Annotated in this window: 12 protein-coding genes; 6 read left to right on the forward strand and 6 right to left on the reverse strand. The window is 59.6% G+C overall.

What is annotated here, in order from left to right; genetic code table 11:
- Positions 1–294: 294 nt before the first annotated feature.
- Both iolB and IB144_RS23315 read right to left on the reverse strand, forming a co-directional pair.
- Complete coding sequence (iolB, locus tag IB144_RS23310; RefSeq protein ID WP_004177654.1) at positions 295–1,104, reverse strand: 5-deoxy-glucuronate isomerase; 810 nt, start codon at positions 1,102–1,104, stop codon at positions 295–297.
- Between the two features lie 18 nt (positions 1,105–1,122).
- Positions 1,123–2,628, reverse strand: a complete 1,506-nt coding sequence (locus IB144_RS23315; RefSeq protein ID WP_009486529.1) for a CoA-acylating methylmalonate-semialdehyde dehydrogenase — start codon at positions 2,626–2,628, stop codon at positions 1,123–1,125.
- Positions 2,629–2,979: 351 nt separating this feature from the next.
- Here IB144_RS23315 and IB144_RS23320 point away from each other — a divergent pair, with 351 nt between their 5' ends.
- Both IB144_RS23320 and IB144_RS23325 read left to right on the forward strand, forming a co-directional pair.
- Positions 2,980–3,801 carry a TIM barrel protein gene (locus IB144_RS23320; protein WP_057222665.1) on the forward strand — a complete coding sequence of 274 codons (822 nt, stop codon included), beginning with the start codon at positions 2,980–2,982 and terminating at the stop codon, positions 3,799–3,801.
- 98 nt (positions 3,802–3,899) lie between these two features.
- Positions 3,900–5,402, forward strand: coding sequence for a helicase HerA-like C-terminal domain-containing protein (locus tag IB144_RS23325; protein WP_002886957.1), 1,503 nt, complete (start codon positions 3,900–3,902; stop codon positions 5,400–5,402).
- 48 nt (positions 5,403–5,450) lie between these two features.
- Here the strand turns inward: IB144_RS23325 and lptG are convergent, their stop codons facing one another.
- Together lptG and lptF are read right to left on the reverse strand one after the other, a co-directional pair.
- Entirely contained in the window at positions 5,451–6,533 is a 1,083-nt protein-coding gene (gene lptG, locus IB144_RS23330; protein WP_002886956.1) for an LPS export ABC transporter permease LptG, read from the reverse strand.
- Positions 6,533–7,630 (reverse strand): LPS export ABC transporter permease LptF, encoded by a 1,098-nt coding sequence (gene lptF / locus IB144_RS23335; RefSeq protein WP_002886955.1) that lies wholly within the window; start codon positions 7,628–7,630, stop codon positions 6,533–6,535. The genes lptG and lptF overlap by 1 nt, the downstream gene beginning before the upstream one ends.
- A gap of 389 nt (positions 7,631–8,019) precedes the next feature.
- On the opposite strand from lptF, the gene pepA reads away from it, so the two are divergent.
- From pepA to IB144_RS23355, 4 genes are all read left to right on the forward strand, one after another.
- On the forward strand, positions 8,020–9,531 hold the full coding sequence (gene pepA, locus IB144_RS23340; protein WP_002886954.1) for a leucyl aminopeptidase: 1,512 nt from the start codon (positions 8,020–8,022) through the stop codon (positions 9,529–9,531).
- A 119-nt stretch (positions 9,532–9,650) separates the two neighbouring features.
- A complete protein-coding gene (gene holC / locus IB144_RS23345) occupies positions 9,651–10,094 on the forward strand; it encodes a DNA polymerase III subunit chi (protein ID WP_002886953.1) in 444 nt (147 codons plus the stop codon).
- Positions 10,094–12,949, forward strand: a complete 2,856-nt coding sequence (locus IB144_RS23350) for a valine--tRNA ligase (protein ID WP_009486532.1) — start codon at positions 10,094–10,096, stop codon at positions 12,947–12,949. The genes holC and IB144_RS23350 overlap by 1 nt, the downstream gene beginning before the upstream one ends.
- Positions 12,950–13,069: 120 nt before the next feature.
- On the forward strand, positions 13,070–13,573 hold the full coding sequence (locus IB144_RS23355) for a GNAT family N-acetyltransferase (protein WP_004152275.1): 504 nt from the start codon (positions 13,070–13,072) through the stop codon (positions 13,571–13,573).
- Between the two features lie 260 nt (positions 13,574–13,833).
- Here IB144_RS23355 and miaE read toward each other — a convergent pair whose 3' ends face one another.
- Positions 13,834–14,598 carry a tRNA isopentenyl-2-thiomethyl-A-37 hydroxylase MiaE gene (miaE, locus tag IB144_RS23360; protein WP_004178389.1) on the reverse strand — a complete coding sequence of 255 codons (765 nt, stop codon included), beginning with the start codon at positions 14,596–14,598 and terminating at the stop codon, positions 13,834–13,836.
- A gap of 58 nt (positions 14,599–14,656) precedes the next feature.
- Positions 14,657–15,049: a ribonuclease E inhibitor RraB gene (rraB, locus tag IB144_RS23365; protein WP_149358944.1), complete on the reverse strand. Its 393-nt coding sequence runs from the start codon at positions 15,047–15,049 to the stop codon at positions 14,657–14,659.
- Between the last annotated feature and the right edge of the window lie 162 nt (positions 15,050–15,211).

Here is a 15,211-nt window from a genome sequence, read left to right on the forward strand (position 1 = left end):
ATCCGGCACAAAGGCGGGTATGGCGCCGGAGGTGTCCTGCCCGACGGCGCTGCGCTTGCCGGGCCTGGGGTATATGGGCTTACGGGAGGCTCCCGTAGGCCGGATAAGGCGAAGCCGCCATCCGGCACAAAGGCGGGAATGGCACCGGTGGTGTCCTCCCCGGCGGCGCTGCGCTTGCCGGGTCGGGGAGTGGGATTCCGCGGAGCGTTTCGCGAAAAAACACCCGCCGCTCTCAAACAGGAAGGCCGGTTAGCATCGCTAACCGGCCTTCTTTATCCGCTTCTGCACCGCGCATCAGTCGTGGCGCGGGTACTCCGGCGTGTTGATCCAGGCGTGGTCATCTTCCCAGGTGAACAGCCATTTCCGGTCCGGCCCGGCCATCACGTTCAGATAGTAGCTATCGTAACCGGCAATCGCTGCCACCGGATGGTAACCGCGCGGCACCATCACCACATCGTGGTTGTAGGGCGCCATACAGGCGTCCAGGCTGCGGTCGTCGGTGTAGACCCGCTGGAAGGCAAAGCCCTGCGGCGGATCGAAGCGGTGATAGTAGGTTTCTTCCAGCTGCGTCTCTTTGCCCGGCTGGGCGGTATCATGCTTATGCGACGGCCACGAGCTGGTGGCCCCCTCGTCGGTATACACTTCCACCACCAACAGGCAGTCCGCCTCGGCGCTGTCCGGCAGAATATTATGCACCCGACGCTGGTTGCGCCCTTTCCCACGGTGCTCTACCCCGACGTCTTCCGGCCGAATGAGGCGTGCCGGGAAGCTGCCTTTGCCCGGCGCGCTGCATACCGCCAGTTCCAGATCGGAATCGGCAGTCACCTCGACTTTATCCTGCGGCGGGACGTAGACCGACCACGGCGGGGTGCGTTCAAACGGCGACATCCGTTTACCGAGATTCGGGAAATCGGCATGTTGCGTTTTCACCGACGCCAGCCCGGCGACCAGCACCAGGCACAGCTCGCGATCGCCGCTCTCCAGCGTCACGGTCTGTCCTTTTTTCAACATCCAGACATCAAAGCCGATATAGCGCCAACCGGCGCTTTGCGGCGTAATATGCTGGATCTGTCCCTCTTTTCGCGATTTAGCCAGTAACGACATGGCGCTCTCCTTCGCCGATTAACCTAACGTCGGCATGCTGAATTCAGATACGGTCTGCTGCCCTGCCGGCCAGCGTACGGTGGCGGTCTTCATACGCGTGTAGAAGCGCACGCCGTCCGGCCCGTGGACGTTCAACGCGCCAAACACCGAGCGCTTCCAGCCGCCGAAGCTGTGGAACGCCATCGGCACCGGGACCGGCACGTTCACCCCAACCATCCCCGCCTGCACGTCGTGGACGAATTCACGCGCGGTGTGGCCGTTGCTGGTGAAAACGGCGCTGCCGTTGCCAAACTCATGGCTGTTGACCAGCTCAAGGGCGCTGTTATAGTCCGCCGCGCGCACAATCCCCAGCACCGGGCCAAAGATCTCTTCGCGCCAGATGGTCATCTCCGGGGTGACGTGATCGAACAGGGTGCCGCCGACATAGTAGCCCGCGTCGTAACCCGGCACGCGCAGTTTGCGGCCATCGACCACCAGTTTTGCCCCTTCGCTTTCGCCTTTATCAATATAGCCGAGCACTTTTTTCTGGTGGGTATCAGACACCACCGGTCCCATCTCGTTCTCTTCCTGACCACGCATGCAGCCCGGGCCTACTTTCAGCGCTTCCACCAGCGGCTTCAGGCGGGCGATCAGTTTGTCGGCGGTTTCATCTCCCACCGCCACCACCACCGGCAGCGCCATACAGCGCTCGCCTGCGGAGCCAAAAGCGCCGCCCATAATGGCGTTAACGGTAGCGTCGAGATCGGCATCCGGCATCACAATCGCGTGGTTTTTTGCGGCGCCAAAGGCCTGCACGCGCTTGCCGTGGGCGCTGGCGGTCTTGTAGATATACTCCGCCACGCCGGAGGAGCCGACGAAGCTCACCGCCGCAATACGCGGGTCAGTGTACAGCTGCTCGGCATCTTCATTGCTGCAGTGCACGACGTTAAACACGCCGTCCGGCAGACCGGCCTCTTTCAGCAGCTCTGCCAGACGCACAGCGGCCGTCGGCGCCAGCGCGGGCGGCTTGAGGACGAAACTGTTGCCGCAGGCCAGCGCCAGCGGGAACATCCACATCGGCACCATCGCCGGGAAGTTAAACGGGGTGATCCCTGCCACCACGCCCAGGGGCTGCATCAGCGAGTAGCTGTCGACGCCGGTGCCGACGTCAGAGGAGTATTCGCCTTTAATCAGGTGCGGGATCCCGCAGGCGAATTCGACCACTTCCATACCGCGGGTCAGCTCGCCCAGCGCATCCGACCACACCTTACCGTGCTCGCTGACGATGATCCCCGCCAGCTCTTCCACGTGCTGCTCCAGCAACATTTTGAAGTTGAACAGCACGCGGGCGCGGCGCAGCGGCGTGGTACGGGACCAACTGTCAAACGCATCGCGAGCAACCTGAATCGCCTCGGAGACTTCCTGCGCGGTTGACACCGTGACTTCGCGCACCGCTTTGCCCGTCGCCGGGTCGTACACCGGCATCGTTTCGTTGCTGCTGCTAATAACGGTTTTCCCGCCAATAAAGTTTCCTGTGATCGTCATGTTCTCGCCTCATAGTGAAGGGGGCCAGCGCACACCGGCCCGTCGCTGATTCTGCTGTGCTATAACCGTAGTAAAATGAAATTTATATTTCAACATTGTTGTGAAATGAAATTTCATTTTGGTGATAACAGTCGCATTTTGCGCTAACCGGTCGCCTGTGCGCTTCCCGCATCGCGCCTCGTTGCCTTCGACGCCAGGCTTCCCGCCGCTGTCGCGCCGGCAGTCGGTGCCGGTGATATTTTGCGAGACAGCTCAAACATTCATCATTTCCATTCTTGCTAATTTTGGAATAAACGTTTTGACTGTTAGCCAATTGAACGAACCTACCCCCTCTTCCGTCAGGAGTGTCCTATGGCCATCGCAATGCAACGTTTTTGTATTAACCGCAAAATCGCGCCAGCGCTCAGCATTGAAGCGTTTTTCCGTCTGGTGAACCGTCTGGGCCTGAATAAGGTCGAGCTGCGCAACGATTTACCCAGTGGAAAAGTGACCGACGATCTGAGCCATCAGCAGGTGCGCGAGCTGGCGGCGCGCTACCACATCGAGATCCTGACGATTAACGCGGTCTACCCCTTTAACCGTCGTAGCGAAGAGGTGCGGCAGTTGACCGAATCGCTGCTGAAAGAGGCCCAGGCCATCGGCGCCAAATCGCTGGTGCTCTGTCCGCTCAACGACGGCAGCGAGGTGCCGGCCAGCGAAACCCTGGGCGCCCTGCGCGACCTGGCGCCGCTGTTCGCCTTCTATGGCATCCACGGCCTGGTGGAGCCGCTGGGCTTCCCGCAAAGCTCGCTGCGTTCTGCGCACCAGGCGCAGACGCTGATCCACGACGCCCGCGTGCCGTTTAAGCTGCTGATCGATACCTTCCATCACCATCTTTACCCGCAGGCGGCGGACGAGTTCAGCCAGGTAGAGGTGGCGGATATCGGGCTGGTGCACCTTTCAGGAGTGGACGATAGCCGTCCGCGCGAGCAGCTCACCGATGCCGAGCGCATCATGCTAACCCCGCAGGATCGTCTCGGCACCTGCGAGCAGGTTAAAGCGCTGCAAGCCCGCGGCTATCAGGGGGTGTACGCTTTTGAGCCCTTCGCCCCCGAGCTGGCGCAATGGAGCGAAGCGGATATCGAGCGCGAAATTGAGCAGAGCATCGCGCTCATCCAGCGCCACTGCGCCTGAGCCCCTCACGGTACAGCGTGCGCGGCGCGTGACGATTTTCCCAACGCCGGACGACGAGGTTGCCTATAATCGTCGCAGGATAAATGGAGGAATCGACCATGAGCTCACCCCTGTTGATTGCGCGCACGCTGGATAACGCGCTCTATTTACTGCCCGCGATGGCCAACCGCCATGGGCTTATCACCGGTGCGACCGGCACCGGTAAAACCGTCACCCTGCAGAAGCTGGCTGAGTCGTTCTCGGAGATTGGCGTGCCGGTATTTATGGCCGACGTCAAGGGCGACCTGACCGGCATTGCCGCCGCGGGGCAGAGCTCAGAGAAACTGCAGGCGCGGCTGGAGAAGATCGGCGTCAGCGACTGGGAGCCGCACGCCAACCCGGTGGTGCTCTGGGATATCTTTGGCGAGAAGGGCCACCCGGTGCGGGCGACGGTCTCCGATCTCGGCCCCCTGCTGCTGGCGCGCCTGCTCAATCTCAACGAGGTGCAGAGCGGCGTACTGAACATTATTTTCCGCATCGCGGACGACCGCGGCCTGCTGCTGCTCGACTTCAAAGACCTCCGCGCCATCACCCAGTTTATCGGCGATAACGCCAAGTCTTTCCAGAACCAGTACGGCAATATTAACAGCGCCTCGATCGGCGCCATCCAGCGCGGGCTGTTGACCCTGGAGCAACAGGGCGCCGAGCACTTCTTCGGCGAGCCGATGCTGGATATTGCCGACTGGATGCGCGTCGATGCCAGCGGTAAAGGGGTGATCAATATCCTTAGCGCCGAAAAGCTCTACCAGATGCCGAAGCTGTACGCCGCCAGCCTGCTGTGGATGCTCTCCGAGCTCTACGAGCGCCTGCCGGAAGCCGGCGACCTCGATAAACCGAAGCTGGTGTTCTTCTTCGATGAGGCGCATCTGCTGTTCAACGACGCGCCGCAGGTGCTGCTGGATAAAATTGAACAGGTGATCCGCCTTATCCGCTCCAAGGGCGTCGGCGTCTACTTTGTCTCGCAGAACCCGGCGGATATTCCCGACGCCGTGCTCGGCCAGCTGGGCAACCGCGTGCAGCATGCCCTGCGCGCCTTTACGCCGAAGGACCAGAAGGCGGTGAAAACCGCCGCCCAGACCATGCGCGCCAACCCGGCCTTCAGTACCGAGCAGGCGATCCAGGAGCTGGGCACCGGCGAGGCGCTGATCTCCTTCCTCGATGAGAAAGGCAGCCCGTCGGTGGTCGAGCGGGCGATGGTTATCGCCCCCTGCTCGCGAATGGGGCCGGTCAGCGATGACGAGCGCAATGGTCTGCTGAACCACTCGCCGCTGTACGGTAAGTATGAGGAGGAGGTGGACCGCGAGTCGGCTTTCGAAATGCTGCAGCAAGGGGTGCAGGTCGCCACCGGGCAGCAGTCGGCTCCGCCGGCGAAGGGCCAGCAGAACGGCGATGACGACGGGCTGCTTGGCGGCCTGAAAGATATCCTGTTCGGCAGCACCGGCCCGCGCGGCGGAAAACGCGATGGTATCGTGCAGACCGCAGCGAAAAGCGCGGTTCGCCAGGTCACCAATCAGATCGTCCGCGGCATGCTGGGCAGCCTGCTGGGCGGACGCAAGCGCTAAAAAAAAGCCCCCTCATCGCTGAGGGGGCTTACGTTTCAGGCTTACCCGCTAGGCCTTGCGCATCATCAGCCAGAGGCTTATCAGGAAGAAGCTGGCGCTCGGCAACAGCGCGCCGATGATCGGCGGTATGCCGTAGACTAGGGTCAGCGGGCCGAAAATCTGGTCGAGGACATAGAAGATAAAGCCGAAGCTAATCCCCGTCACCACCCGCACGCCCATCGGCACGCTACGCAGCGGGCCAAAGATAAACGACAGCGCCATCAGCATCATCACCGCCACCGACAGCGGCTGGAAGATTTTGCTCCACATATTGAGCTGGTAGCGTCCCGGATCCTGGCCGCTGGACTTCAGGTATTTCACATAGTTGTGCAGCCCGCTGATCGACAGCGCATCCGGATCCAGGGCAACCACGCCCAGTTTGTCCGGCGTCAGGTTGGTTTTCCAGGTGCCGCTCACCATCTGCGACCCGGTCACCTGCTTTGGATCGGTCAGGTCGGATTCATCCACCTGCGACAGACGCCACACTTTATTTTCGCTATCGAATTTTGCCGAAGCGGCATAGCGCACCGACTGTAAACGACGCTCCGGGTTGAAGGCATAGATGCTGACGCCCCCCAGCTCATCGTTGCCTTTTACGCGTTCGATATAGACAAAGTTGTGGCCATCTTTCGCCCACAGCCCCTGCTGGGTTGAGAGCAGCGAGCCGCCGTACATCTGCTGGGCACGGTAGTTGCGCGCCATCTGTTCGCCCTGCGGCGCCACCCACTCGCCGATGGCCATGGTCAGCAGCACCAGCGGGATCGCGGTTTTCATTACCGCCAGCGCTACCTGCAGCCGGGTGAAACCGGATGCCTGCATCACCACCAGTTCGCTGCGCTGGGCCAGCATCCCCAGCCCCAGCAGCGCGCCAAGCAGCGCCGCCATTGGGAAGAAGATCTGGATGTCCTTCGGCACGCTGAGGATGGTGTAGAGACCAGCGCCCAGCGCATCGTAGCTGCCCTGCCCGGACTTTTTCAGCTGATCGACAAACTTGATAATGCCGGAGAGCGACACCAGCATGAACAGGGTCATCATGATGGTGTTGAAAATCGTCTTACCGATATAACGGTCAAGTACGCCAAACGCCTGCATCAGGCCGCTCCTTTATTAAAACGGGCGCGGAAGCGGCGCATCGGCACCGTGTCCCACAGGTTTAACAGCACCGCCAGCGCAAAATAGAGCAGGTTAATCGCCCACATCCAGATAGCCGGGTCCATTTTGCCTTTGCCGCCGTTCGACTTAATCGACGTTTGCAGCAGGAAGAACACCAGGTAAAGCAGCATCGCCGGCAGCATCGACAGCACACGGCCCTGACGCGGGTTCACCACGCTGAGCGGCACCACCATCAGCGCCATAATGAAGACGGTCGCCACCAGCGTGAAGCGCCAGTGCAGTTCGGCGCGCGCGCGGTCGGTGTGGGTTTTCCACAAGGTGCGCATATCCATCTGTTCGGTGTCGTCCGGATCGGCGCTCACCGCCTGGTGGCCGATAATAGCCTGATAGTTATTGAAGTCGGTAATGCGGAAGTCGCGCAGCATCGCGGTGCCTTCAAAGCGGGTGCCCTTGTTGAGGGTCACCACCTGCGAGCCGTCTTTCTGCTGCGACAGCTCGCCGGAATCCGCCACCACCACCGAGGGGCGCGCATTGCCTTTCGGACGCAGCTGGGCAAGGAAGACGTCATGGAAGCGGTTGCCGTTGACGCTTTCGATAAACATCACCGCGTTACCATCGCTGGCCTGCTGGAACTGGCCCTGGGCCAGCGCCGCCATACCGGGGTTAGCTTTAGCTTCGGCCAGCACTTCGTCCTGATGGCGCGACGACCACGGCCCCGCCCACATAACGTTGACCGCCGCCACCGCGCCAGTGAACAGCGCAAGGATCATCGCCGCCTTGATCAGCACGGCTTTGCTCAGGCCGCAGGCGTGCATCACCGTAATTTCACTTTCGGTGTACAGCTTGCCGAGGGTCATCAGCAGGCCAAGGAACAGACTTAACGGCAGGATAAGCTGCGCCATCTCCGGGATGCCGAGCCCCAACAGCGAGAGCACCAGATTGGTTGGGATATCGCCATCCACCGCGGCGCCGAGGATCCTGACTAATTTCTGACAAAAGAAAATCAGTAACAGGATGAATAGGATCGCCAACTGGCTTTTCAGCGTCTCACGAACCAGATATCTTATGATTATCACTATAAATACGCCCGTAAAAACCCGTTTTAGTGCAGGAAAATTGCTTGTTTCATGGCTTAAACGTCATTTATTCTCTTTGGTCGTCGAAAACGTCGCTAAGATTAAATGACTCATCGGTTCTGCATGTCAGGATCTTTTCTGACGAACCCAGGCCTTAATAACGTTAAGATTAACACGAAGTCACCGCAACAGCGGATATGAGTTACGAAAGCTTGCAATTATATACTCAATGGATTTCGAGTTGTAAGAAGGCAGCAGGGCTGTGGCCCCTGGCGCGCACAATGTGCCACGTCAGGGTAAGCAGGCGCAGCCGGCGCATCTGCAACTTGAAAGGCGACGAGTATAGCCGTAGCCACCACTGTTGTCTTTAAGATTCAGGAGCATAGTGCATGGAGTTCAGTGTAAAAAGCGGTAGCCCGGAGAAGCAGCGGAGCGCCTGTATCGTGGTCGGCGTCTTTGAACCACGTCGCCTCTCCCCCATCGCCGAACAACTCGATAAAATCAGCGACGGCTACATCAGCGCCCTGCTGCGTCGCGGCGAGCTGGAAGGCAAACCTGGCCAGACGTTATTGCTGCACCATGTGCCAAACATTCTGTCTGAGCGCATTCTGCTGATTGGCTGCGGCAAAGAGCGCGAGCTGGATGAGCGTCAGTATAAGCAGGTCATCCAGAAAACCATCAATACCCTGAATGATACCGGCTCAATGGAAGCCGTCTGCTTCCTGACCGAGCTGCACGTCAAAGGCCGTAACAACTACTGGAAAGTTCGCCAGGCGGTTGAAACCGCCAAAGAGACGCTGTACAGCTTCGACCAGCTGAAGACCAACAAAAGCGAGCCGCGTCGCCCGCTGCGTAAAATGGTCTTTAACGTGCCGACCCGTCGCGAGCTGACCAGCGGCGAACGCGCCATTCAGCATGGCCTGGCGATTGCCGCCGGCATCAAAGCGGCGAAAGATCTTGGCAATATGCCGCCGAACATCTGTAACGCCGCCTATCTGGCTTCCCAGGCGCGTCAGCTGGCCGATACCTACAGCAAAAACGTCATCACCCGGGTGATCGGCGAACAACAGATGCGCGAGCTGGGGATGAACGCCTACCTCGCCGTCGGCAATGGGTCGCAGAACGAGTCGCTGATGTCGGTCATCGAATATAAAGGCAACCCGGCTGAGGACGCGCGCCCTATCGTGCTGGTCGGTAAAGGCCTGACCTTCGACTCCGGCGGTATCTCCATCAAGCCTGCCGAAGGCATGGACGAGATGAAGTACGACATGTGCGGCGCGGCGGCGGTGTACGGCGTGATGCGGATGGTTGCCGAACTGCAGCTGCCGCTGAACGTCATCGGCGTGCTGGCGGGCTGTGAAAACATGCCTGGCGGCCGCGCCTATCGTCCGGGTGACGTCCTGACCACTATGTCCGGCCAGACGGTGGAAGTGCTGAACACCGACGCCGAAGGCCGCCTGGTGCTGTGCGACGTTCTGACCTACGTTGAGCGCTTCGAGCCGGAAGCGGTTATCGACGTGGCGACGCTGACCGGGGCCTGCGTGATTGCCCTCGGCCATCACATCACCGGCCTGATGTCGAACCATAACCCGCTGGCCCATGAGCTGATCGGCGCCTCCGAACTGGCGGGCGACCGCGCATGGCGTTTGCCGCTGGCCGACGAGTTCCAGGATCAGCTGGAGTCCAATTTTGCCGATATGGCGAACATTGGCGGCCGTCCTGGCGGCGCGATCACCGCCGGCTGTTTCCTGTCGCGCTTCACCCGCAAGTACAACTGGGCGCACCTCGACATCGCCGGTACTGCCTGGCGTTCCGGTAAGGCCAAAGGCGCGACCGGTCGTCCGGTGGCGCTGCTGTCGCAGTTCCTGCTCAATCGTGCGGGTTTTAACGGCGAAGAGTGATGTGACATGCCGGGTAGCGGCGATGCCTTACCCGGCTTACAAACGGCAGCACACTGTAGGCCGGGTAAGCGTAGCGCCGCCCGGCTTTGCATTTAAATCCACAACAAGAAGCCCCATATATGAAAAACGCAACGTTCTATCTTCTGGACAATGACGCCACCGTCGACGGCCTGAGCGCCGTCGAGCAGCTGGTGTGTGACATTGCCGCAGAACGTTGGCGCAACGGCAAGCGCGTCCTGATCGCCTGCGAAGATGAACAGCAGGCGATTCGTCTCGACGAGGCGCTGTGGTCGCGGCCGCCGGAGAGCTTTGTGCCGCATAATCTGGCGGGCGAAGGCCCGAGAGGCGGCGCGCCGGTAGAGATTGCCTGGCCGCAAAAGCGCAACAGCAGTCCGCGGGATATTCTTATCAGCCTGCGGCTAAACTTTGCAGATTTTGCCACCGCTTTCACAGAAGTGATAGACTTTGTCCCTTACGAAGACAATCTGAAACAACTGGCGCGCGAACGCTATAAGGCGTACCGCATGGCTGGTTTCAACCTGAACACGGCAACCTGGAAATAATGGAAAAGACATACAACCCACAAGATATCGAACAGCCGCTTTACGAGCACTGGGAAAAGCAGGGCTATTTCAAACCGAATGGTGATGAAAGCCAGGAGAGCTTCTGCATCATGATCCCGCCGCCGAACGTCACCGGCAGTTTGCATATGGGTCATGCCTTCCAGCAAACCATCATGGATACCATGATTCGCTACCAGCGCATGCAGGGCAAAAACACCCTATGGCAGGCAGGTACCGACCACGCAGGTATCGCTACCCAGATGGTGGTTGAGCGTAAGATTGCCGCTGAAGAAGGGAAAACCCGCCACGACTACGGCCGCGACGCCTTTATCGACAAAATCTGGCAGTGGAAAGCGGAATCCGGCGGCACTATTACCCGTCAGATGCGCCGTCTCGGCAACTCCGTGGACTGGGAGCGCGAGCGCTTCACCATGGACGAGGGGCTTTCCAATGCCGTGAAAGAAGTCTTTGTTCGCCTGTACAAAGAAGACCTGATCTACCGCGGCAAACGCCTGGTTAACTGGGACCCGAAACTGCGCACCGCCATTTCCGACCTCGAAGTGGAAAACCGCGAATCGAAAGGTTCCATGTGGCACATCCGCTACCCGCTGGCCGATGGCGCGAAAACCGCTGACGGTAAAGATTACCTGGTGGTCGCCACCACCCGTCCGGAAACCCTGCTGGGCGATACCGGCGTGGCCGTTAACCCGGAAGATCCGCGCTACAAAGATCTGATTGGCAAATTCGTGGTGCTGCCGCTGGTTAACCGCCGCATCCCGATCGTGGGCGACGAACACGCCGACATGGAAAAAGGCACCGGCTGCGTGAAGATCACCCCGGCGCACGACTTTAACGACTACGAAGTGGGTCGTCGTCACCAGCTGCCGATGATCAACATCCTCACCTTTGACGGCGACATCCGCGAAAGCGCGGAAGTCTACGACACCAAAGGCAATGAATCCGACGTCTACTCCAGCGAGATCCCGGCGGAGTTCCAGAAACTGGAACGCTTCGCGGCGCGTAAAGCCGTTGTTGCGGCAGTTGACGCCCTCGGCCTGCTGGAAGAGATCAAACCGCACGACCTGACCGTCCCTTACGGCGATCGCGGCGGCGTGGTGATCGAGCCGATGCTGACCGACCAGTGGTACGTGCGCGCGGACGTGTTGGCCAAGCCAGCAGTCGAAGCCGTTGAAAACGGCGACATTCAGTTCGTGCCGAAGCAGTACGAAAACATGTACTTCTCCTGGATGCGCGATATTCAGGACTGGTGTATCTCCCGTCAGCTGTGGTGGGGTCACCGCATCCCGGCATGGTATGACAACGACGGCAACGTCTACGTAGGCCGTAGCGAAGACGAAGTGCGTCAGGAAAACAACCTGAGCGCCGACGTTGCCCTGCGTCAGGATGAAGACGTTCTCGATACCTGGTTCTCCTCCGCGCTGTGGACCTTCTCCACCCTCGGCTGGCCGGAAAACACCGACGCCCTGCGTCAGTTCCACCCGACCAGCGTGATGGTGTCCGGCTTCGACATTATCTTCTTCTGGATCGCCCGCATGATCATGATGACCATGCACTTCATCAAAGATGAAAACGGTAAACCGCAGGTTCCGTTTAAGACCGTCTACATGACCGGTCTGATCCGCGATGACGAAGGCCAGAAGATGTCCAAGTCCAAGGGTAACGTCATTGACCCGCTGGATATGGTTGACGGTATCACCCTGCCGGAGCTGCTGGAAAAACGTACCGGCAACATGATGCAGCCGCAGCTGGCGGATAAAATCCGCAAGCGTACCGAGAAACAGTTCCCGAACGGCATCGAGCCGCACGGCACCGACGCCCTGCGCTTCACCCTGGCGGCGCTGGCCTCTACCGGCCGCGACATCAACTGGGATATGAAGCGTCTGGAAGGTTACCGTAACTTCTGTAATAAGCTGTGGAACGCCAGCCGCTTCGTGCTGATGAACACCGAAGATCAGGATTGCGGCTTCAACGGCGGCGAAATGGTGCTCTCCCTCGCCGACCGCTGGATCATCGCGGAATTCAACCACACCGTGAAAGCGTATCGCGAAGCGCTGGATAACTTCCGCTTCGATATTGCCGCCGGCATCCTGTACGAGTTCACCTGGAACCAGTTCTGCGACTGGTACCTGGAGCTGACCAAGCCGGTTATGAACGGTGGCAGCGAAGCGGAGCTGCGCGGGACTCGCCATACGCTGGTGACCGTGCTGGAAGGTCTGCTACGCCTGGCGCATCCGATCATTCCGTTCATTACCGAGACCATCTGGCAGCGCGTGAAAGCGATCTGCGGTATCACCGCCGACACCATCATGCTGCAGCCGTTCCCGCAGTACGATGCTTCTCAGGTGGATGACGCGGCGCTGGCCGACACCGAATGGCTGAAGCAGGCGATCGTCGCCGTGCGTAACATCCGTGCGGAAATGAACATCGCTCCGGGCAAACCGCTGGAACTGCTGCTGCGCGGCTGCAGCAAAGAGGCCGAGCGTCGTGTGAACGACAACCGCAGCTTCCTACTGAACCTGGCGCGTCTGGAAAGCATTACCGTGCTGCCTGCCGATGATAAAGGTCCGGTCTCGGTGACCAAGATTGTCGACGGCGCCGAGCTGCTGATCCCGATGGCGGGCCTCATCAATAAAGAAGATGAGCTGGCGCGTCTGGCGAAAGAAGTGGCCAAAATCGAAGGTGAAATTGGCCGCATCGAGAGCAAGCTGGCCAACGAAGGCTTTGTCGCCCGCGCGCCGGAAGCAGTGATCGCTAAAGAGCGCGAGAAGCTGGAAGGCTACGCGGAAGCGAAAGCGAAGCTGATTGAGCAGCAGGCGGTGATCGCCGCGCTGTGATCCTCCCGCCCCTTGCCACCCGGCAAGGGGCGTTTTTTATGAAACATCCTCGCTTGCGCTTTCCCCTGTCGCGATGTTATTAACATCATCATTCGTCTTTTTTGGGTAATGAGTCATTGTATGAATACGAGCGTCCCCGCGGCGACGTTGCTGCGTCGCATTACGGCGGCAGACAATGCCGCCATCGCCAGGGTCATCCGCCAGGTCTCGGCTGAATATGGCCTGACCGCCGATAAAGGCTATACGGTCGCCGACCCGAATCTCGATGAGCTGTATGAGCTGTACAGCCAGCCGGGCTCCGCCTACTGGGTGGTGGAGCAAGAGGGGGAAGTGGTTGGCGGCGGCGGCGTCGCGCCGCTCGCCTGCAGCGAGCCGGATATCTGCGAGCTGCAGAAAATGTATTTTATGACCAGCGCCCGCGGCCAGGGGCTGGCGAAGAAGCTGGCGCTGCTGGCGCTGGACTACGCCCGCGAACAAGGGTTTAAGCGCTGCTATCTGGAAACCACCGCCTTCCTGACGGAGGCGATCGGCTTATATGAACATCTCGGCTTCGAGCACATTGACGGACCGCTGGGCTGCACCGGCCACGTGGACTGCGAAGTACGGATGCTGAAAACGCTGTAGCGCCTCGATATCGCAGGCGTCCCCGGTAGCGCTACGCTTACCGGGGCTACAGTTCGGTAGCCCGGCTAAGCACAGCGCGAGCCGGGGTATGTCCCGGATGGCACCGCTGGCACCTTACCCGTGCTCGCGGTGCCGTTTTTTTGTCGGGTGGCGGCTAACCTTACCCGACCTACGGCCCGTACCATTGCGAGCTGAAGCTCTCAACGCTATCTCTCTTGAAACTGCCGGTGTTAGTGACTACCGGGCCCGAATATCGTGGGTTACGCCGCTACCGGCACACCGCTGTGAAAGCGGAACTCGGCCTCCGGACGGAGGATCAGCGCCGCTTCCGCCTCGCCGAGCTGGCGCACCCGCTCGCTGATATCTTCTCCGGCAATCTTCTGCGCCAGATCCAGATAGTCCTGATAGTGACGCGCCTCGGAGCGCAGCAGCGACAGGTAGAACTTTTGCAGATCGTCGTCCAGCCACGGCGCCAGGGCGGCAAAGCGTTCGCAAGAGCGGGCCTCGATATAGGCGCCGCAGATCAGCTTATCGATCAACATCACCGGCTCATGCGAGCGCACTTCGCGCCGCAGGCCGCGGGCATAGTTGCTGGCGGTGATTTTGACGTAGGGGATATCGCGCGCCAGCATCATCTCCCGCACCTGCCAGAAATGATGCAGTTCCTCTTTAATCAACAAAATCATGCTGTCCAGCAGCTGGCGGCCCCACGGGTCGTCGGTCTGCGGCATGGCGCTTTTGTTGATCCGTTTATGCAGGGTGACAAAATCCGGCTCCGGCCCCCGGCGGTAGGTGAAGTCTTCGTACGGCTTCAGGCAGGCCAACAGTTCGTCGGCGTCAGCTTTATCCGCGACGTAGCGACGCACCAGCAGCATGGCGTTCTGCGCCGCTTTCAGCTCGCACACCATATGGTCGGTCAGCAGCAGCGGCAGGTTTTCCGGCTTGCGGGCTTCGTCAATCCACGCCTGCGGCGTCGGGCAGTGCAGGAAGTTGATAATCGGGGAAAGAATCTGCGGGTAATCCATGGAGGTTCCTTGCTATACGGCGGCAGGCGCCGCCGTATCCATCTACGACATTTGCGACTTAGTGGCGAACACCATCGTCGTCGCCGTCTTCACCGTTCGGGTCCTCATAATAGGTGCCCCAACCGTCATACTCGACGTCATATTTTTCTGCCAGCGTCATCAGCTGTTCCACCTGGGCATCGATCAGGTCTGCGTTCAGCGCGCATTCGCTCAGAATATCGCAGCAGATGACCATGTCACCCTCTTCCACTTCCAGCTCTTCGGGCTCGGTCACTTCGTAGCCCAGCTTGAACGCTTCCACCGCCACTTTCTCCAGGGTTTCGAAATCGTCTGCAGAGAGGTGATGCTCAATCGTGTACAGTGCGTCCGGATCGCTGCCATCTTCCAGCAGCTCTTCGATAATCAGACGCGTCTCTTCACGCTGTTCTTCCAGGTGTTCCGGGTTTGCCATGGCTCGTTCCTCATAATGTGCGGCAGTTATCCCTATTGTCACATACCGCCGTCATTGCCTCCACTTCTCAGTGAAAGATTTCGATCACAGACTTGCAAATGAATATTCATACATATAAATTGAATTTTAATTCAATTAGTGGCCTATGCCAGGTGAGGGAAC

The sequence above is a fragment of the Klebsiella sp. K4 genome, from assembly GCF_014596785.2.
In the GTDB taxonomy this organism is placed as follows: domain Bacteria; phylum Pseudomonadota; class Gammaproteobacteria; order Enterobacterales; family Enterobacteriaceae; genus Klebsiella; species Klebsiella pneumoniae.

Coding starts and splice junctions, on each gene's coding strand:
- iolB (WP_004177654.1), bottom strand. CDS start 1,104: ATGTCGTTACTGGCTAAATCGCGAAAAGAGGGACAGATCCAGCATATT.
- IB144_RS23315 (WP_009486529.1), bottom strand. CDS start 2,628: ATGACGATCACAGGAAACTTTATTGGCGGGAAAACCGTTATTAGCAGC.
- IB144_RS23320 (WP_057222665.1), top strand. CDS start 2,980: ATGGCCATCGCAATGCAACGTTTTTGTATTAACCGCAAAATCGCGCCA.
- IB144_RS23325 (WP_002886957.1), top strand. CDS start 3,900: ATGAGCTCACCCCTGTTGATTGCGCGCACGCTGGATAACGCGCTCTAT.
- lptG (WP_002886956.1), bottom strand. CDS start 6,533: ATGCAGGCGTTTGGCGTACTTGACCGTTATATCGGTAAGACGATTTTC.
- pepA (WP_002886954.1), top strand. CDS start 8,020: ATGGAGTTCAGTGTAAAAAGCGGTAGCCCGGAGAAGCAGCGGAGCGCC.
- holC (WP_002886953.1), top strand. CDS start 9,651: ATGAAAAACGCAACGTTCTATCTTCTGGACAATGACGCCACCGTCGAC.
- IB144_RS23350 (WP_009486532.1), top strand. CDS start 10,094: ATGGAAAAGACATACAACCCACAAGATATCGAACAGCCGCTTTACGAG.
- IB144_RS23355 (WP_004152275.1), top strand. CDS start 13,070: ATGAATACGAGCGTCCCCGCGGCGACGTTGCTGCGTCGCATTACGGCG.
- miaE (WP_004178389.1), bottom strand. CDS start 14,598: ATGGATTACCCGCAGATTCTTTCCCCGATTATCAACTTCCTGCACTGC.
- rraB (WP_149358944.1), bottom strand. CDS start 15,049: ATGGCAAACCCGGAACACCTGGAAGAACAGCGTGAAGAGACGCGTCTG.